At 64.6% G+C, this 18982-nt stretch carries 17 protein-coding genes; 4 read left to right on the plus strand and 13 right to left on the minus strand.

The genetic code is table 11. The features are described 5' to 3' along the window. Positions 1–418: 418 nt before the first annotated feature. Positions 419–1003, plus strand: coding sequence for a YqaA family protein (locus AUL32_RS23560; protein ID WP_062120820.1), 585 nt, complete (start codon positions 419–421; stop codon positions 1001–1003). Between the two features lie 116 nt (positions 1004–1119). Here the strand turns inward: AUL32_RS23560 and efeO (AUL32_RS23565) are convergent, their stop codons facing one another. The 4 genes from efeO (AUL32_RS23565) to efeU are packed head-to-tail and all read right to left on the minus strand — an operon-like array spanning position 1120 to position 5319. After that, positions 1120–1935, minus strand: a complete 816-nt coding sequence (gene efeO / locus AUL32_RS23565; RefSeq protein WP_062120823.1) for an iron uptake system protein EfeO — start codon at positions 1933–1935, stop codon at positions 1120–1122. Between the two features lie 14 nt (positions 1936–1949). After that, positions 1950–3266, minus strand: a complete 1317-nt coding sequence (efeB, locus tag AUL32_RS23570) for an iron uptake transporter deferrochelatase/peroxidase subunit (RefSeq protein ID WP_062120825.1) — start codon at positions 3264–3266, stop codon at positions 1950–1952. Then, positions 3263–4465, minus strand: a complete 1203-nt coding sequence (gene efeO / locus AUL32_RS23575; RefSeq protein ID WP_062120828.1) for an iron uptake system protein EfeO — start codon at positions 4463–4465, stop codon at positions 3263–3265. The genes efeB and efeO (AUL32_RS23575) overlap by 4 nt, the downstream gene beginning before the upstream one ends. A 20-nt stretch (positions 4466–4485) precedes the next feature. Beyond that, on the minus strand, positions 4486–5319 hold the full coding sequence (gene efeU, locus AUL32_RS23580; RefSeq protein WP_062120859.1) for an iron uptake transporter permease EfeU: 834 nt from the start codon (positions 5317–5319) through the stop codon (positions 4486–4488). 324 nt (positions 5320–5643) lie between these two features. On the opposite strand from efeU, the gene AUL32_RS23585 reads away from it, so the two are divergent. Further along, on the plus strand, positions 5644–6171 hold the full coding sequence (locus tag AUL32_RS23585) for a hypothetical protein (RefSeq protein ID WP_082660092.1): 528 nt from the start codon (positions 5644–5646) through the stop codon (positions 6169–6171). 295 nt (positions 6172–6466) lie between these two features. On the opposite strand, the gene AUL32_RS23590 is transcribed toward AUL32_RS23585, so the two are convergent. The 9 genes from AUL32_RS23590 to AUL32_RS23625 all read right to left on the minus strand — a co-directional run bounded on the left by AUL32_RS23590 (position 6467) and on the right by AUL32_RS23625 (position 14281). Next, entirely contained in the window at positions 6467–6871 is a 405-nt protein-coding gene (locus tag AUL32_RS23590) for a host attachment family protein (RefSeq protein WP_061979067.1), read from the minus strand. Between the two features lie 152 nt (positions 6872–7023). Continuing rightward, on the minus strand, positions 7024–7866 hold the full coding sequence (locus tag AUL32_RS25455; RefSeq protein ID WP_156421606.1) for a hypothetical protein: 843 nt from the start codon (positions 7864–7866) through the stop codon (positions 7024–7026). A gap of 427 nt (positions 7867–8293) precedes the next feature. After that, on the minus strand, positions 8294–9475 hold the full coding sequence (locus AUL32_RS23600) for an AAA family ATPase (RefSeq protein ID WP_082660090.1): 1182 nt from the start codon (positions 9473–9475) through the stop codon (positions 8294–8296). Further along, the gene (locus AUL32_RS23605) at positions 9472–10038 is read right to left on the minus strand and encodes a hypothetical protein (RefSeq protein WP_062120840.1); all 567 of its coding nucleotides are present in this window, start codon (positions 10036–10038) and stop codon (positions 9472–9474) included. Before AUL32_RS23605 ends, AUL32_RS23600 begins: the two co-directional genes overlap by 4 nt. Continuing rightward, on the minus strand, positions 10035–11864 hold the full coding sequence (locus AUL32_RS23610) for a type IV secretory system conjugative DNA transfer family protein (protein ID WP_280137601.1): 1830 nt from the start codon (positions 11862–11864) through the stop codon (positions 10035–10037). Before AUL32_RS23610 ends, AUL32_RS23605 begins: the two co-directional genes overlap by 4 nt. Before the next feature lie 922 nt (positions 11865–12786). Beyond that, on the minus strand, positions 12787–13119 hold the full coding sequence (locus tag AUL32_RS25460) for a hypothetical protein (RefSeq protein ID WP_156421607.1): 333 nt from the start codon (positions 13117–13119) through the stop codon (positions 12787–12789). A 119-nt stretch (positions 13120–13238) separates the two neighbouring features. Further along, positions 13239–13664 carry a helix-turn-helix domain-containing protein gene (locus AUL32_RS25740; protein ID WP_192847519.1) on the minus strand — a complete coding sequence of 142 codons (426 nt, stop codon included), beginning with the start codon at positions 13662–13664 and terminating at the stop codon, positions 13239–13241. Between the two features lie 73 nt (positions 13665–13737). Then, a complete protein-coding gene (locus AUL32_RS25745; protein WP_192847520.1) occupies positions 13738–13953 on the minus strand; it encodes a hypothetical protein in 216 nt (71 codons plus the stop codon). A 40-nt stretch (positions 13954–13993) separates the two neighbouring features. Beyond that, positions 13994–14281, minus strand: a complete 288-nt coding sequence (locus AUL32_RS23625; protein ID WP_062120851.1) for a hypothetical protein — start codon at positions 14279–14281, stop codon at positions 13994–13996. Positions 14282–14560: 279 nt separating this feature from the next. Here AUL32_RS23625 and traA point away from each other — a divergent pair, with 279 nt between their 5' ends. Together traA and AUL32_RS23635 are read left to right on the plus strand one after the other, a co-directional pair. Beyond that, positions 14561–17827 carry a Ti-type conjugative transfer relaxase TraA gene (traA, locus tag AUL32_RS23630; protein ID WP_062120854.1) on the plus strand — a complete coding sequence of 1089 codons (3267 nt, stop codon included), beginning with the start codon at positions 14561–14563 and terminating at the stop codon, positions 17825–17827. Beyond that, positions 17817–18623 (plus strand): DUF6118 family protein, encoded by an 807-nt coding sequence (locus AUL32_RS23635; protein ID WP_062120857.1) that lies wholly within the window; start codon positions 17817–17819, stop codon positions 18621–18623. The genes traA and AUL32_RS23635 overlap by 11 nt, the downstream gene beginning before the upstream one ends. Positions 18624–18982 lie beyond the last annotated feature (359 nt).

Consider the following 18982-nt stretch of genomic DNA (forward strand, 5'->3'; position numbering starts at 1 on the left):
CCCGCCAGTCGGTGCGCTAACAGTTTCACGCTTTCGTCCCGGCCGGTCCTCCCCCGGCCTGCGGCGACCCGGCCAAGAGGTTCCTCCCACCCTTGGCCCTAAGCTGACGCCCTTGCCGGTCCTCCCCCGGCAAGGGCGTTTTCGTTTGGACCGGTCGCCTCACACCAAGCGCCGATATCAGCAGTTTCAACGGATCAGGCGGACCCTTGATCGGTCCCAATGGCGCCGGCTGCCTGAATGGGAGCCTGAGGCGCCTCAATCTCGCAACTGCCAGAACCCAGCTGAGTTTTGATCACCCCAGCGCTTGACCCACATCGGAGGCGTTCGCTAGGCGTGGCCTTACAAAGGCGGACTTACGACCGCTTCCGTTTCGCAAGGTCTCTCCGGGATCGTGTCGCAGCGATCCCAGGGGACGTGAATGCTGAGAAGACTCTACGACTGGACCATGCGCCTGGCTGCGCGGCCTCGCGCTGCCTATGCTCTCGGAGCAGTCTCCTTTGCAGAGAGTTCGTTCTTTCCGATCCCGCCCGACGCTCTGCTGATCCCGATGGTGATCGCCAAGCGAAGCCAGGCATGGCTTCTGGCCCTCATCTGCACGGTCACATCGGTTCTGGGAGCGCTTCTCGGCTACTTCATCGGCGCCGTCCTATTCGAGGAAATCGCAAGGCCAATCCTCGCCTTCTATGGCTACGCCGACGAGTTTTCTGATTTCGCCGTCACCTACAACGAATGGGGCGTTTGGATCGTCCTGATCGCCGGCGGCCTGACCCCGTTCCCCTTCAAGGTCGTCACCATCGCCAGCGGTGCCACCGCGCTGAACCCAGTCGTGTTTCTCTTGTCGGCCATCGTTGCGAGAGCCGTCCGCTTCTACGTCGTCGTCGGTCTTCTCTACTGGTTCGGCCCACCCATCCGGGACTTCATCGAAAAGCGCCTAGCGGTCGTGTTCAGCCTGGCGCTGGCAGCCCTGGTCGGAGGGTTCGTAGCGGTCCGCCTGTTCGTTTAGCCTTCTTCGCCACACATCCTACGAACAGGCCCGATGCAGGGCCTGTTCGTAGGAGCGAGCACGGCGACAAGGGCCTGATCCAAGCCCCTGGGGCAGAGCGGCCGGGCGATGCTGTCTCAGTTCAGGCCGAGCTTGCCGCGCAGCGTCGAGAGATTTTCGGCCAGCAAGTTGACATTGGCAGACAGGACCTTGCGATCCTCGTCCGTCAGCTTCTCGTATTTCTCATAGCCCGTGCTGGTCCGATATTTGTCGAGCGTCGTGTCAACGGTGGCGAAGCTCTTGTCGACCTTGCCGACAAAGGCCGTGTCGCCCTTCTCGATGAGCGGGCGGACGAGTTCGTAGATCTTCTTGGAGCCGTCGAAATTGCCCCTAAAGTCCCAAAGGTCGGTGCCGCTGTAGCGGTCTTCCTCGCCGGAGATCTTGGTCGCGGCGACCTCTTCCATGAGGGCGGCGGCTCCACCCACGACCTTTTCCGGCGGCAGGGCCAGATCGGAGATCCGCTTCTCCAACTCGGTCACGTCCGCCAGTAGCTTGTCAGCAACGGGCGCCAGCCCTTCGGTGGAGTTCTGCGAGAACAGACCGTATTCCAGGCGGTGGAAGCCCGTGAAGCCTGGATCCTGCTCGTGTTTCTCATGGTCGTCGGCGCGCGAGTCGATCGAACCGTCGAGATCGCTGAATAGCTCGGCGATCGGCTCCACCGCCTCGTAGCTCATCCGCGTCGGCGCGAAGAGCGTCTTGGCCTTCTCCAACTCGCCTGCCTTCACGGCATTGGTGAAGGCCTTCGTGTCCTTGGCGAGCTGCGCAAGCTTCTCGGAGACGTAGATCTTGTACTCGGCCACCGGTTGCACAATGTCGAGCGGCGAGACTTCGGCTTGGGCGGGGCCTGCCAGAAGGACGGCCAGCGCCGCGCCACGCAGGAGAGAGGTCTTCATGAGTCAGGTCTCCGTTAAGATTTGCGACTGGCTGCCGCTTCGAGAAGCGAGCGGCCGAGAAAGTCCTCGCCGTCCCGGACGCCGGGCAGGGTGAAGAAATAGCCGCCGCCGACCGGCTTGATGTATTCCTCGAGCGGCTCGCCATCGAGCCGCCTCTGGACCGCGATGAAACTTCGTTCGAGATCGGCCTGATAGGCGATGAAGAGCAGGCCCTGGTCGAGCTGGCCGTTCTTGGTGACGCCGTTCGAATAGTTGAAGGGGCGGCGCAGCATCAGGCTGGCGCGCGCTTCCGGCGTGCGCGGATTGGCAAGGCGGATATGGGCGTCGAGCCGGGTGAGGGCGCCCTCCGGATCTCGGCCGTAATCCGGCACGTGGCTCTCCGTCGTGCCGCCGTCCAGCGGCGCGCCGCTGGCCTTGCGCCGGCCAAGGATGGCCTCCTGCTCGCCCAGCGGCGTGCGGTCCCATCGTTCCACGAAATTACGGATGATGCGGACCGCCTGATAGGTGCCGTCTCTAGCCCAGTCCGGTTCGTTTCCCGCGTCCCCGACCCAGACGACGCTCTCCATCATGGCCGTGTCGCGCGAGTCTGGATTGGCCGACCCATCCCGAAAGCCGAGGAAATTGCGCGCGCTCTCATGCGTCCCGTCGCGGCTCGGCGGCAGGATCGGCACGGTGCCTTCCTGCTTCCAGCGGATCACCAGAAGGTCGGGCAGCGATTTGATGATGTCTCGCAGCGCATGGATCGTGGCGTCCGGCGTGTTGGCACAGATCTGAAGCGAAAGGTCGCCGTGGCAGAGCGAGGCGTTCAGGGCGTCGTTGCGGAACTGCGTCATGCGCTGCAGGCGTCGCGGCGTCAGGGGCGCCAACCACGGACGCTGGTCGAAGAAGGAATGGCCGAGCGACAGCGTCATAGTCAGGTTGTCGGCAGCCGGGACGGGGCCGAGAATGCCGGAATCGGCTGGCGGCAGCTTCGGGTCGAGTTCGGGCACCGGGCCGCCTGCCATCAGGGAGCGAAAGCGCTCGGTCAGGGTGCGCAGCAGCCGCTCGACATCCTCCGAGCTCTCGGCCAGCGTGTCGAAGGAGGCGATCATGCCGGCGGCGGGTCTGGGCGTGACGATGCCGCTCTGATGGCGCCCTTCGAACGGTTGAACCTCCCGCGCCCGATCGCTGCGAGGCACTTCGGACACCTGCTCGTCCGGCCCCGGGCCTGCCGAGGCGCCGGAGGGGCGAAGCGCCACCGCAGCGGCCGTCGCACCACCGGCAAAGCCGACAAGGAGCCGACGCCGATTGGTGACGAAGCCGGAGTCCGAGGTTCTGGTGTCGCCCGTCATGCGCCGTCCTGCCCGAACCCGACCGCTGCGTTGAGCTGGTCCATCACCTGGCCGAGCGCTTTCACACCATCGACCAGCGCCGCGCGCTGGGGCTCCGGCATGGTGCGCACGTCGGGATAGCGGTCGCCCTCGCGAAGCGCCGCGAGTTGTCCGTTCACGCTTGCGAGCGCGGATTCCACCGCGCCAAATTGCCCGGGCGCGGCGTCGGTCGCCACGGGCTTGACGAGCGTCACGATCTTAGCGACGCCGGCAAGGGTCGCCTCTGCGTCGGCCAGGTCGCTATGGGCGTAAAGCTCGGCCCCGCCGGCGGAGAGCGTGTCGGCGAGAGCGCCGAGGCTTCGCACCGCACCTTCGCCCATCGTCTCGGGTCGCAGTCGCAGAGCGCGCAGACGGGCCTGAAGCGTCTCGACATCGGCGACGAGCCGCGCTGAGATCGGAGCCAGCCCATCGAGCGTGCCGCGCGCGAACAGCCCGTATTCGATGCGGTGGAAGCCGGTGAAGGCGGGGTCCTCCTCGCGCTTCTCCAGATAGGTGGCGAGCGGATCGATTGCGTTGGCAAGGTCGCCGATGCGCCCGGCGACGGGCGCGAGCCGGGCATAGGGCGCCCGCGCCTCGGTATAGAGCGCGCGCGCAGCCGCGAGATCCCCGGCGCGGATCGCCTCGTCGAGCGCTGCCACGTCGCGCGCCAGGGCGCGAGACTGAAGCGCCACGAAGACCTGATACTCCGCCAGCGGGCCGATGAAGGCGGTCAGCGCCGGGCGCTCGTTCGCGCCTCCGGAGTCAGCGGAAGGGGTTACGGTCAAGATGCCGCGAGGATTGGACAGGAGGCCGCAGGTGACGGCGTATTCGCCGGGCCGCAGCCGTGCGGCCAAGGTCTGAGACAGGCCGGGCGCGATGTTCTCGCGCTCCTCCAGCACCATGACACCGTCGAGGATCTCCCATTCCACGGCACGGTCGGTCTCGTTCACGACCCGAAAAAGCGTGCGTCCGGCGGGGACGGTCAGTGCGTTCGGTTGGCAGCGATTGTCCCGCAGCGTGACGGTGACAGCCCCGTCGCTCTGGCCAGCCGCGCGCGTGGCTGCGAGCTGCGAGGCATAGGCGAAGGCGCCGAGCCCGGCGAGCATCAGGAGGCCGGACCCGGCTGCCCCCCACAGAAGGAGCCGGTTCGAGCCGCCGGATGGAGGGGTGGACCCTGACATGATCGATCCTTGGGTTCGGCTCAACTCAGCGCGGCGGCGGGGCGCCGACCCGGCGTAGAGGGTCGCAGGAAGGCGGTGAGCGTCACCGCGAGGTAGGCGACATAGACCAAGAGCTCCCCGACCGTCGGGTCTGCGAGATAGCCGAACAGGCCGGACAGGATGCTACCCGGCAGTCCGTCCACGGGCAGGACAGGGCTGAGGTCGAAGACGACCGTCTGAAGCCCGTTCCATACCCCGGCCTCGTGCAGATGGCGCAGCGCGCCCGACAGGATGCCCGCTGCGACGAAGAGAATGAACACGCCTGTCCAACGGAAGAAGCGCCGGAGATCCAGCCGCACGCCTCCGGCATAGATGCCGTAGCCGATGAGAGCCGAGACCACGAGGCCGAGCAGCGCGCCCAGCGGCCCCGAGGCGCCGGGGCTCTGTTGGAAAATTGCCAGGAGGAAGAAGACTGACTCCAGTCCCTCACGTGCCACCGCGAAGAAGACGAGGCCGACCAGCGCTAGGCCGCGCGTGCGCGAAGCCGAGAGCGCTGTGTCGATCGAGCTTTGCAGCTCGGTCTTCAGCGAGCTGGCGGCGCGGCGCATCCACAGGACCATGGAGGTGAGGATCCCCACGGCCACGAAGCCGACCAGCGCTTCGAACAGCTCTTGCGTGCGCTGCGGGAATTCGGCGCTCGCCAGCTGCAGGCCGGCGCCGACGAAGAGAGCCAGGGCTACGGCCAGGAAGATGCCGATCCAGACCGCCGGCATCCAGACACCGCGCCCGGTACGCGAGAGATAACCCGCGACGATCCCCACGATCAGGGCGGCTTCTAGCCCTTCGCGAAGCATGATGAGGAACGGGACGAGCATGGCCGGACACGAAGCGAAGAGGGACAAAAACGGGACCTTTCCCGTCTCGCCCTCTTAATCCTTCACGAAATTGTCAGCAATTGCTATGTTCTAAAACGGTTCTAAGAACCGCGCGCCAGTGGCCTCTCTCGGGCGGGTTTTGGGCTTCATCTGGCGATACGTTCAAATGCTCCCGGCGAGCCTATGACGTCCCCTTTCATGCCCGATCTCGATGGTCTCGCTCCCCTCTGTTGAACGGCCGTCGAACAGCCGTCCACGCCCAGACAAGGCTTGGTGTCGATCATGTTCAACACGTGATCAACAGGCGTTCAACGGGTGTATGACATGGCTGAAGACTGGTTGACCTACAGTGAGTTAGGCGAGCGTCTTGGCGTATCGTCTGAAGCGGCTCGACAGAAGGCCATGCGCCTTCGTCTGCGCAAACAGTCCGGAAACGATGGCAAGGTGCGGGTCTGGGTCGATTGGCAGGACGTTGCCGCCAGCACCACGGCGCGCAAACCCAAGGACGACGAGACCGACGAAACGGCCGATGAACAGCCGTACGACGAGCGTACGATCGCGGCTCTGAAAGCGCATATCGAGAGCCTCCGAGAGGCCGTCCAGCGTGGGGAGACCGCGTTCCATGCCGAGCGCGCCAGAGCTGACGACGAGCGCGCTCGGGCGGATCGGGAGCGTGACCGGGCCGACGCCGAACGGGGCAGGGTAGACGAGCTTCTACGTCGGGTCGCAGACCTCGCGACCGGGGCCGTCCAACAGGCGGACAACGACCGTCGAACGGGCGAAGATTTGGCGCGCCTGCGGGCCGAGCTGCAGCAGATGCGCCGGCCATGGTGGAAGCGTCTTGTCGGATGAACGGGCGTCGGACAGGTGTTGGACAGGTGTTGGACACCCCCGAGATTTCAGCGCCTTAGGACTGGAAAATCAGAACACGGATGAGCGGATGGAGAGCGAGGTGCCGTGCCAACGGGAATGGAACATCTGCTCTCCTCCGCTTGGCGCTTCTGGGGGCACATGGTCTGCGTGACCGACGACGTATGGCTGAGAGTGAAGCCTCTCCAACTCGCCTGTTCACGTCAAAATTTTGGAACGGGAGAGGCGCCGCTCAAACGAGCGACGCCTCCAAATGAACGACCTCAGTTCGAGGACATCAGGCCGCTGCGATGGCCTTCTCGATGTCGCCACTGGTCTGGCCCGTGAGATCCTTCGAGATCTCGCCGACAAGGGCCTCTTTCAGCTTGACGTGATAGTGTTTGCGCATCTCGCCGAGCGCCCTCGGGGCGGCAATCACCACGAGCTTCGACAGCTTGCCGGAGATGGCCTGGTTGTTCAGGATATCGATCACGCCGGTTACGAAGCCGTCTTCGTCCTGCGTGTTGTCATCCGGATTGGCCGAACTGCTGGCGTGGCCTTTGCCTCCGCTCTTGTTGTCGGTGTTGACGGCTTCTGCAGGCAGTGCGGTGAGGCTCGGGTTGGCTTCGTCGCCGCTGTTGCGAAAGAGGCTGAGTTTCTGGCCATCGACAACTGCAACCGTCGCACCGTTGGGAAGCTGCATCATAATTCTCCGTTCTGAAGCCGCGAGGAATATCGCAGCCTTTGAACGGACCTAACGCCGAGGCGGCCTGATAGCTCCTACGCAGTTCAGAAAGGCCCCTCGCCCTTGTGGGGCTCCCGAGAGAACCGCCATGTCGGGCTGGAGTTCAAGACTTAGAGTTCTCGGTGGCCGATTGCGCCAGGGGGCAGAACGTCGGGTGCCGACATGGAAGGCGATCGTGAAATGATCCGCGCCCGAGGTGCCGTTGTCCCGCGATTTTCGCAACCGATCCAGACCTGGACTTGGTAGAGGCCGCGGTCGAGCTTGGCGACGCCGATGAGGGGATCGAAGGCTTTGTCCGCGCCCTTCATCTCGTTGATCTCGAACACGACCTGGTTCTCGATCGAGGCGCGAGCTGCGCAGGATGAAGAACCGGCTTCGTCGATGATGAGGCCGAGCGAATGGTCGCCAGCCTCTTTCACATCGAGGAACCCGGTGAGCTCGTAGGCGACCTTCGTCGACTTCGCGAACAGAGAATGAGGGACGTGGTCGTTCAGGTGGAAGGTGCTTTCGGGGAGCACGAAAGCACTGAGGACGTCGCCCGTTTTATCCAGAAAACGGTGCGACAACAGCGGGAACGTCCGAACCACCCAACCGGGTTGGAGCTGCGTGCCAGTGGTCGCTGTGGCCGTTGCAGGAACGATCGCGGCACCGTTGGCAAGTGGAGGGGAGCCAGCGTCTGGCGAAGTCGAATTTGAACTCGAGACCGGTGGGGTAGCGGCTGCCAGTGGGGTCGGCGTTTTCGCTTTTTGTGCGTCGAGGACATTCAGCAGCTGATCGAGCTTGGCATCAATGGTGTTCATTCGGGTCTCGACACCATCGATCCGTGCGTCGGGCGAAGGAGCTGAAGTTGCCGGCGAGGCAGGTGCGGCTTGCGGGGTCTGTGCTGCTACAGTCGAAACGGAGCCGTTGAGAGCTGCGATCAGGGCGAGAGGCAGAAGAAGGGATCGGGTCATGGTGTTGTCCGTGGCGGGATCGTATCGGATTGGGGGCGAGGAGGAGCGGCGCGGATCGTTCCGAACCCGGGCGTCGGCGTCGTCTGCAACGGCGTGATCGTTGCCGGTCCGATCGTGCTGTTCGGCGCGATGGTTGGTGGGGTGAATGGTACCGGGGCCGATGGCGAGGGAATGAGGGTCATGCCAGCAGTGGGTCCGGGTGGAACCACCGCATTAGATGGGGCGGCAGCGGTCGACGCGGCTGGCGGCGATCCGGGGGACGTGTAGCTGCCACCGGCTGAAGGCGGAGTGGGGCCTGACGCCGGTGACGTCGATCCTTGCGAGGAGCACGCTGCCGGCGTGATCGCCACCAAGGCTGTTCCCAGCGCTGTGCCCAGCACGGCCTGTCGCCAGAGTGGCGCCTCGTGCCAGAGCCGCACCGCACCCATCAGGAAAGGCGCTCGACATCGGCGGTGAGCTCGCCGCGCTCGCTACGAGTTGCGATCAACCGAACGCTGGAGGCGCCTGCGGCCTTCGCCTCGATCAGGACATCGGCGATCTGGTCCTCGATGGCGCGGACGATCTCGCGAACACCGCCTGCAGCCTGCAGCACCCCGGCGCGCTGCATCGTCTCGAACAGAAGTTCGGCGTCGATGCCGTTATTGCCGACGGACAGGCCATAGGATTCGACGATGGCGAGGATCTGGACGACGGCGACGCGGGCGACGTCGAGCCCCTCCAGTGGGCGGAACGAGAAGACCTGATCTATGCGCGACAGAACCTCGGGCGGGAACCCGCCCTCCCGCAGAGCGGCCTTGGAGGCACTGGCCAAGCCGTCGCGATCGGTGATCTCACGGGCGAGATCGCTGATCCTGTCTGCCGCGGCGTTCGTGGTTAGGACGAACATAGCGCGGTTGGTTGCGATCTTGCGCCCATCGGAGGTTTCGGTAACGAAGCCGTCGTTCCAGGCGGTGAGAAACCGGCGCATCACATCGGGGCTTGCCTTCTCGAACTCGTCGAGCAGAACGAGGCTGGCGGGCTTGTCGCGCAGGCCCGAGGTTAGCTGACCATAGCTGTCCGAGCCCATGTAGCCCTTGGGTGAGCCGAAGAGCGTGGAGGCGCCTTCGGGCTGCGAACAAGTCGACATGTCGAAGAACAGGTAGCCTCGTCCAAGGGCGGCGGCGAGCTGCTTGCCGAGCTCGGTCTTGCCGACGCCGGGGGGACCGGCAAAGCAGAACACACCGACCGGCTTCTCGCGGCGTTCCATGGCAAGGCGCCGACGGATGGTCAGGGCGACATCCGCAATCACCCCATCCTGGCCGACAACCTTGCTCTTCAAGGTATCGGTGAGCGCGGCGGCATCGATGAGTTCGGAGACCTGTGCGGCGCTGACGAGGTTCTCCAGCGCCTGCCGGTTGGTGAACTGGTCGAGGAGGTCGGCGGCCATGGGTGCTTTCGATCTGAGAGGAGAGGTCAGGCCGTGTTCGTGGGCAAGGCCGAGGAGGGCGGCGACGGCGAGGGTGATGGTGGCAGCGAGCAGGGCGAGCTCCAGTGCCGGAAACAGCCAGACAGTGAGGAGAATGGCTCCAGCAACTGTCGCCAGTTGTCGAAGCCCGAAGCGTCCCGTCATCGAAGACCGATGGGCAGGACCTGCCCTGGTTGAAGGACCGGCGTCAGGACGACGCCATCCGTGGTCTGGATCCCGAGGGTGATGCCGCCTCCACCATCGTGAAGGCCAGTGATCGCCAGACCGGGGCTTTGCCCCGCAACCGGAATGCCGATGCGATGCGGGGCGTTGTAGAGTTCGAGATCGAGTGCAAAGCCACTTGCCGAGATCCGGACACTGTCGCCGTCCTCGGCCTGGTCATCCCAGAGCGAAAGCCAGGCCAGACCGGTTCGGCCCGCTTCGAGGTCGGCTTTCAGGCTCGCCTCGGCTTCTGGCGGCAGCGCCATGGTTCCGATCGCAGCGTCGCGATCGGAGAGAGCCACGAGAGGCAGAGCCAGGGTGCCGGTAAAGGCGCTGGCACGCTGCGTGGTCTGTGCAGCCGTGAGACGGTCGCTCGCTCCCCCGTGCCCTGTCACGGTCACGATCGCTGCGCCCAATCCCAGCGCTGCTGTGACCGCGACCGCCACCAGCACGGGTTTGCGCCGACGGGACCACTGGACCCTCTTCGGGATCATGGCTTGCCTCATGCCCTGCCACCTTCAAATGAACTCGATGCCAGCGCAGCCTTCAGCTCAGGACGACGGAACCAGAAGGCTTTGCCGCAGCGGATCGGGGGCTGGCCCTTGACGAGGATCAGCTGCTCGTCGCCGCGCAGCGTCAGAACCTCTTCCGGGCGGATCAGGCGACGGGCAACCTCGCTGGTGGACGATCCGCTGTTGCGGCTCGAGCTGCCGAAGAGTTCATCCTTGCGATGGGAGGTTCCGGTACCCGTGCTCGTGCCGGAGGCCAGAGCGGTGAACTCGCCGCATTGCCGGGAGATCGTCTCGGCACTGTCGGGATCGCCGATCGAGGAGAAGACCTTGATCGCGGCGACATCCATCCATTGGCGAACGCCGGAGCGGCCATAGACGTCCATCTGGCCGAGGGTCTGGAACATCAGCATGAGATTGATCTTGAAGCCGCGACCGGCATCGCGAGCCTCCTCCAGCATGCGCATGTACCCAAGGCGGGCCGCCTCATCGATCAGGAACAGGGTGCGCCCGGCTAGCTGGCCCTTGGCGAGATAGAGCTCGTTCAGGAGCGAGCCGATCACGAGGCGGGCGAGTTCGGGGAAGTCGTTGAGGGTGCCGAGATCGATGCAAAGGAAGACGTCGAGATTGCCGGTTCGCAGTTCGCTGGTGCGGAAGGTCGTGGGCGTGCCGGCGCTGACGAGGGCGGCAAGGCTCGGGATCGAGAGCCAGGCGGTCGCAGTCCCGGCCTGGCCATAGAAGCCATCGAACTGCTTCTCGGTGATGCCTTTGAGATTGCCGGCGATCTGGGCGGGAAAGCCGAAGCCATAGTCCGGGCCTTTGGCATGGATGTTGTCGAGGTGCTTCAAGAGCACCGGGCGTGGCAGAGTAAGGAACTGGCGAACGCTCGTGAGCGTGCGCTTCTCGTCGTCGAGATCCGGATCGAAGACGATGTCGGCAACGATGGCCGCGATCAGAGCGGCCGAGGTGTCCCGGAAGTACTGATTGGTGGAGGCCTTCTCGGACGGGGTCTCACCCATCAGCCAGGCTACCACACGGCGGATGTCGATAAGCGCGCGGTCGCTGGTGCGATCGATCCAGGCGAGGGCGTTGAAGCTGGCGCTTGCGGGATCGCCAGGCCGGAGAGCGACAACACGTCGGCCATTGCCCGACCGCAGCGCTGCCACGCGATCGTGAACCTCGCCCTTGATGTCGAGAACGACGAGGCCGCTCGGCCAACCGGCGGCGGTCGGGATCACGAGGCTGGCGGTCTTGCCGCCGCCCGAGCCGATGCAGGCGAGAACATGACCGCTATCGAGAAGCCCGTCGGTTCGCAGCAGCGGATGCTGCCCTCCTTCGCCCCAGGTGGTTTTGTCGGAGGGATCGAAGCGGGTCTTGGCGACCTTCGATCGGTCAACGCGATAGGCTTCGCCAAGAACGATTTCGCCGCGCCCGAGAAGGTCGCGTGTTCGGGCCGGATCGAGCCAGTCGGCTTGCCCATGAACGCTGGTGCTCGAGCGCTTGATCGAGGCACCGGGCAGGACAGGCCGCCCCCTGACGAACCGATGAGCGGCGTGCATCGCAAAGGTGGCCAGCAGCACTGCTAGAACGGGTCCACGGTCAAAGGCGAAGGCAATGTCAGGAAGCCGCGACACGCCGATATATGGCCAAAGTCGCAGGAGTTCGCACGCCAGTGACCAGAGAACGGACGCGCCCAAAACCAGAGACGCCATCGTCACGGCCAACGTCCCGACAATCGCAATCTGGCAGAGGATCAAAGCTCCGAGGAGGACCAGCACGGGTCCAACGGCAGACCCAAAGCCGGGTGCGACCTGCCAAAACATTTCAAGGAGCGTGCTGTTGGAGGCCAACCAGAACCAGGCGGCGTCACCCAGCCAGCGGGATGCGAGAAGGGCATAGAACGGCCAAAGGACGACGAGAAGCCGGAGGATGCTCTTGGCAAAGGCAAGGCTCAACGGACGAGGCCCGGCGCCACTCGCTGGAGGCGCAGGAGCAGAACGGCGCCGCGTCTATCACCAACCCGCCAATCGCCGGCGTTGCAGACTGCGGACTGCTGGCGCAGGGCCTTATCTCTGGCCATTCCGTGGAAGCCCCATCTCCTGCCACTGCAAGGGATGATGCAGCGCACTCTCAACGGGCACACGGTATACGGGTTAAAATTTCGATATCAAGCCGACTAAACAACGTTATCCAGCGGTATACGGCAGCCACGGAGACCGTATCGTTTCAGACAGATCATCTCGCTTGGTCGTACGTAGCCCGCCTTTGTCTTGCTGGTGCTTCCGGAGCGAGGTTGGTTTGTCGCTCAGCTTCCGAGACACACCGATCAAGCATCTGATTAAGTCACCCTATTCAGATCCGAGCCATGCGGTTGGGGCCTTGTTTCCGATGGATTCAAGGGCTTTTCTATAATCGGAGCGATCTATCGTTTCGCTTCCATAGAGACAGTTCAGAAGAAGCACCAAATTGGTATCGGATGTCGCGATAAAATTTTCAGCGACCTTACCGGGGAAACGGAATGTATCTGAGGACATTGCTTTCCGAATTAGGTACTAAAGATCTTATATCGTGTATCGTGGGTCTGAATTATTGAAAAACTGTATCCAGTGAGATCTGAAGTCGTCACACTATTAGAATTGTAGACGTTGCGTAAGCCTGTCGATGGGTTGTCATAATGTTGGGAATCTTAAAGGCTTCAAACGCGGTCTTACGCGAAACCTAACCTACCCAATGAGGCATGGCGGCTCAAGCGCACCGTGCTAGCGTGACGGTTCGCTTGTAGGGACCTTCCAATGTTCGGCTTTTGGTGGGACCTTTCTTCGATTGTTCGAGGAGGATTTCGCCGAGGAGGCCTGTGGAACGGGTTAGCGCCTCATCACTGCAAAGAGCGGCGATACGCAAGGCGAGAGGGCGCATGTGAGCCCGTGCGAAGCAAAAGAAGGCCAGATCGACGCGTTGCTGTTCGGGCAGTTGTTGGAGGTGGTGAGCGGCCTGCTCTTCGTTGATCCGGAGGAGAAGGCTCAACAGCGTGAGGGGAACCGGACAATCGGCTTCGTTGGGTCGGTAGCGGTTGGTCATGGTGAAACCTCGTTGAGCCTAATGCTTAATGGTCTCGGCTGACGCGGCGCTGACGCGGTAAACGAGTGTGGGTTTCAACTTCGCCCTGTTACGCTGAAGGGATGGGATCCAATCTGAAATTAGGGTTTCTGGGTTGAGCGCGGCTGGCTTGTTGCCAGGACCTTGATGAGCGCCACGACAGGGCCCCGCACGGACAAAGGCACACGCAAGAGAGATTGCGCATCATCGACCATATCTGCGTACCCGGACTGCGATGCCATGATGGGCTGATCCGACGGAAGGGTGTCCTTCTCCGCTTCGAGGCCATCGTAGAAGGCGGTTACCGGCACTTTGAAAAACAGGGCGAGCCGATAGAGCATGCGGACTGAGACCCGGTTTGTGCCCTCCTCGTATTTCTGGATCTGCTGGTAGGTAACCCCGATCGCCTGTGCGATATCGACCATCGTGAGCTTGTTCTCTGTGCGCAATCGTTTGATCTGCGCACCCACATGGCGATCGATTTCGTTTGCCGAAGGGCAATCGAGCTCAGAGGGCTTGGGCCGCATTGGAAAAACTCCACTCTGGAATGTTGACGGGAACACCAATCCATTTCCAGAGAATGGAAGCGTCCACCACGTTCTAGCGCGTTGCAGCAACGCCATCTCGTTCGAGCGCCCGGCCTCGCTGCAGGAGTTCATCCGCGTCATCGGGATCGATGTCGAACGCTTTGCAGGCTTTGTTGTAGGCCTGATCGGGTTCCATCTGGTTGTTGAGGGTGGCGAGCAACCGCGTGAAGCCCAACGCCCGTTGATCGAACGCGCTGAGCGCTGCGCTGGATGGCTCGACAGGTGCCACGATCTCTTCCTCCTTGCCGGTCCGCTTCGACGGTTCGCGTTCAGCTTTCGACGGACGGCTCGGACGCAGGTGCTTCCAGCAGATCCCTGAACAGCGCCTTGTCGATGTCGCGCTGGAGGAAGCCCGGCAGTTCGCGGCGCAGCCATTCGCGCAGCTTGCGGCCCATCTCCTCGTTGCCGTTGGATTCCAGCTTGTGCAGGACGAGCGCGCCAAGCAGCACCTTGCGCCGCGTGTCCTGGGCCCGCTCCTGCTTGCCCAGGCGCGCCTTGAGCGTCTTGCGCTGGTTCTCGATCTCGGCGAGTCGTTGCTCGATCGTCTTCCGGGCCATTCGTGGTCTCAATCCTTATCTGTAAGCAGACACTGTTAGCACTTAGAGCTTGGGCGCTCCCAGCGTTGTTGGAGTCGTCAGCGTCATCATGATGGCTGCTTTTGCTCGAATCCTGCTGCGGATCAAGCCTGGCCACGACTGGTTTGTCGAGGGCGCCCGTCACGTGGCTCAAAGCCGGAGCAAAGCGAAGGATTTGAGTTCACAAGTGCGCACTTATGGCGATGCGCCATTTTTTGTAATAAGAGGGCGGCTATCGCCTGATCCATTGGAGCTTTCCGTCTGGCTATCTACCACTGCTCGATGAAGCCGATTGCCCGGAGTGCCGGGCGCAGCGCCGTGGCTGCGGCCGCGTATCGCTCGGCAGAGTGCTTGGTGAACCAGCGCGATGGGCTGGTTCATGATTATCGTGCCAAAGGTGGTGTGGCGTATAGCGAGATCGTGCTTCCCGCCGGTGTGGAGGCCGAATGGGCTCTGGACCGCTCGCGCTTGTGGAACGCTGCCGAGCAGGTCGAGACGCGACGGAATGCCCGCACCGCCGACGAGTTCGAGATCGCGCTTCCGCACGAGCTGACCGAGGCGCAGCGCATCGCGCTGGTGCAGGAGTTCGCCCATGGCTTGGCCGATCGCTACGGTGCGGTCGTGGACTTCTCCCTGCACGAGCCGCAGAGCAACAGCGACATTCGCAATCACCACGCTCACATGCTGATGAGCACACGGCAGGTCAGCGCGGAGGGGTTCGGCGAGAAGATCGAGCTGGAATGGCGCAATGCCCGGCTTCTGGAGGCGGGGTTGCCCACCGCGCCGATGCAGATCCGCGATGTTCGCGCCACGTTCGCGGAGATCTCGAACCGGCATCTGGCGCTCGCCGGACACGACCTTCGCATCGATCACCGCTCGCATGCCGATCGCGGGCTCACGGTCGAGCCGACCCATCACATGGGCGTTCATGCCTCGCAGATGGACCGGCGCGGCCAGGAGGTCGAGCGCGTGCGGCTGGAGCGCGAGGCGGCGGAGCGCAATCGCGATCTCCTCCTGCGCGATCCCACCGACGCGCTGCGTCTGGTCACGGAAGAGCGAAGCGTGTTCACGCGGCACGACGTGGCCGCCGTTCTCCATCGCTACCTGCCGTCCGACGAACTGGTGTTCCGCAACGCCTTTGCGGTGGCAATGGCGAGCCCCGAGCTGTGCGAGCTGCAACCGGCCCGGAAGGGAGAGCGGGGAGCGGAGCTGGCCCGCTATTCCACGCGGGAGATGCTGGCTCTGGAGCAGGGGTTGGCGGCGGGTGCCGAGCGCATGGTGGAGACGTGCCGGCATGGCGTCGATCCCGTGCATGTGGCGCAAGCAATGGAGCGGCAGAGCGCGGCGATCCGGGCGCGAACGGGAGACGCCTCGGCCGGGCTCTCAGTGGAGCAGCGGGCGGCGATCGCGCACGTGACCGGTGCGCCGCAGATCAGCGCGGCGGTGGGCTTTGCCGGGTCGGGCAAGTCGACCATGCTGGAGGCGGCGCGCGAGGCCTGGGAGGCGCAAGGGTACCGCGTCCATGGCGCGGCCCTGTCGGGCAAGGCGGCGGAGGGCCTGGAGCAGTCGTCGGGCATCGCGTCGAGAACGCTGGCGTCGTGGGAGATGTCGTGGAGCCAGGGGCGATCCGAGCTCGGGCCCAGCGATGTGTTGGTGATCGACGAGGCGGGCATGGTGGGCTCGCGTCAGATGGCGGGGTTCATCGAGGAAGCGGAGCGTCGGGGGGCCAAGCTGGTTCTGGTGGGCGATCACGAGCAGCTGCAGGCGATCGGCGCCGGCGCGCCGTTCCGCGCGGTGATCGAGCGGGTCGGGTTTGCCGAGCTCGCCGAGATCCGCCGGCAGCGGGAGAGTTGGCAGTGCGAGGCGTCGCGCCAGTTCGCCACGCACCGCACGGCGGAGGCGCTGGCCGCCTTTGAGCGTCACGGTGCGGTTCAGTTTGCGCCGGACGGGCGGGCGGCGCGTGCGGCGCTGGTGGCGACGTATCTCTGCGACCGCAGCGAGCGACCGGAGGCGACGCAGGTGGCGATGGCGCATCGGCGTGTCGATGTGGAAGCGATCAACGCCGGGATCCGCGACGGGCTGCAGGTTGCGGGCCTTCTGGCGCGCGGCGAGGGCGACAACGTGCGGGGGGATCGTCCGGACCTCAATGGGCGTGAGCAGCGCTACGAGACCGTGAACGGCTCGCGCGCCTTTGCGCCGGGCGACCGGATCGTGATGCTGGAGAACAATCGCGCGCTGGGGGTGAAGAACGGCATGCTGGGAACGGTGACGGCCGTCGAGCCCGACGCGATACAAGTGCGGCTCGACGGCAGAGGGTTGGACGGGGAGAGCCGTCCGCCGCTCACTCTACCCACGACAGGTTACCGATCCTTTGACCATGGCTACGCCACGACGATCCACAAGACGCAAGGGGCGACGGTGGACCGGGCCTATGTCTTGGCCTCGTCGACGATGGACCGGCATCTGACCTATGTGGCGATGACGCGTCATCGCGACGGGGTCGGCCTTTATGCCAGCCAAGCTGAGTTCAAGGACTTTGCCGCGTTGCAGGCGCGGCTGGGGCGCGACGGGTCCAAGGAGATGACGCTGGACTACGGGCCGGAGCGCCAGGCTCCCTCCGAGCGTCAGGCATCCACGGAGCGCATGGCTCTCAAGGACTTTGCGGAGCGGCGCGGGATCGCGGAGGCGTTCGGGGTTCGCAGCAGCCTGGAGATCGCGCTGGAGCAGGCATGGGCGCCCCGTGAAGAGGCCACGCAGGCGCTGACCGCTCCTGCACCCCGGTTCGAGCCGCCGCGATTTGCGCGGCAGGGTGGGCTTGAGGCGGAACGTCCGCTGTCCGGCTTCCAGCCGCCCCGGTTCGGACAGGCGCCGGCCCCGGGTGCGGAGCGGTCGGCTCCCTCTCCGGACGCCGCCCCGCCTGTGCCGGTGGCCGCCCCCCAGGTCGAGCTGTTCAAGGCGATCGATCGCTGGGCCCGGGCGCAGGACGTGGTGCGTCCAGCCCTGCAGCGCGGGCTGGAGCCGCTGGCGGGCGACGCCCGAGCCCTGAGGGACGCCGGGGCGGCGCTCGATCGGCTCGAGCCAGGCACGCAGGAGCGGCTCCTGTCGGCGCTGCGCTATGACGGGCCGACCCAGGCCGCGCTCGAGGACTTGCGTGGCTACGACCGGATCCAGGCGCTTCACGCCGGTCTCGATCGCGAGACGCAGGCCCGTCTCGATCCGCAAACGCAGAGCGATCGCTTCCTCCTGGCCTGGCGTGCGCTGGACGCGCGGGAGGAGGCGATCACACGGGGGCTGGGCGGGGGACGCGACGGGACGGAGGCGCGGGAGGTTCTGGAGGCCGAGCGGATCGAGCTCGCCCGCACGGTGGCGCCCGGATCGGCCCTCGAACAGGGCTTGCGGGAGCGCTGGAGCGAGCTCGGCATGAGTCGTGAACGCTTGAGTGAGAGACCGCTGGCCGAGACACTGGTTGAGACGCTGGAGCATCGTATCGACCGCGGCCGGGAGATCGATCTTGGATATGGACTTTAAGGGCCGGGAGAGCGGGCACGGGTCGGAGCAGGATCCAGGCGGCTCGGACGCGTCCGACCGCTGGGTGGCCGCCCTGAACGTTCTGGCGCGCGGTCAGGAGCAGCTCGATGCGGGTCTGACGCAGATCGCCGCTCGCCAGGAGGCGGCTGCGGTTGTTCAGGAGCAGCGCATCGAGCGCCTCCTGGAGCGGCTCGACACCCTGCCCCTGCCGCCTGACAGCCGGGAGGAGCTGATCGCGCTGCGCGAGGCGGTGCGAGCGCAGAGCTTGAAGGTCGAGGCGCTGGTGGGGCTGCCCGGGCACAGAACCGATCTGCCGATGGTGGTCGCCAAAAGCGTGGCGGAGGGGGTTGGGCGGACCGTTCGTCCCGCTGCGCAAAGCATGGAGGACACCGCCAGCAGCCTGCGTGAGGACCTCCGGGATCTGCGTGCCCTCGTCGCAAGTGCCCGGTCGCGCAAGCGGCAGGGCTGGGCGGTCGGGCTCGCCGCTGCCCTGGCGCTGCTGATGGGCTTTGCGCTGTATCCGCTGGCGGCCACCCTGCTGCCGGGCGGCAGCCATCTGGCGGCGCTTGCCACCGGCCAGACCGATCGCTGGAAGGCGGGGTGGGCGCTGATGGACGCCTATGATCTGGACCTCAGCGACCGGCTGCAGACCATGCAGACGCTCTACAACGACAACACCGCCCTGCTTGGCAGCTGCTCCCGTGCCGTGCGCACAACGGGCAAGCCGCAACGCTGCGAGGTGATCATGGGACGGGCTCTGCCGGCTGCCGTCGGAGCGCCGGCTGACATCCAGTAGGTGCAAGAAATATGTTTTAGATGGGAAGCCGATGGTCCGGTCTTGGGTGAGTGCTCAACGAAGCGGGCGCGGAAAGTCGGCTGGGACAGTGTGTTTCTCGAATGCTGTACGTAGCGCCCGTGAGACCGCGATAGGCAGCAATGTCATATGGGTCTCGTTACGATAGCGCTCGTAGTGGACCCGAAAGCCAGGTAGCGCCTCAAGACGCTTTGCCATTTCTTCCGTTAGTTCGAGCGTTCGTACGAGTCGAGCTTTCGCTAGACGCGCTTGGGGAAGGCAACGGAATGTCACGAGCCATGGTGGCCTCCTTCAATGGTAGTCGCAGAATTCCGACATCAGGTAGCAATTGCCACCAATCG

This window comes from Aureimonas sp. AU40, from assembly GCF_001463785.1.
In the GTDB taxonomy this organism is placed as follows: domain Bacteria; phylum Pseudomonadota; class Alphaproteobacteria; order Rhizobiales; family Rhizobiaceae; genus Aureimonas.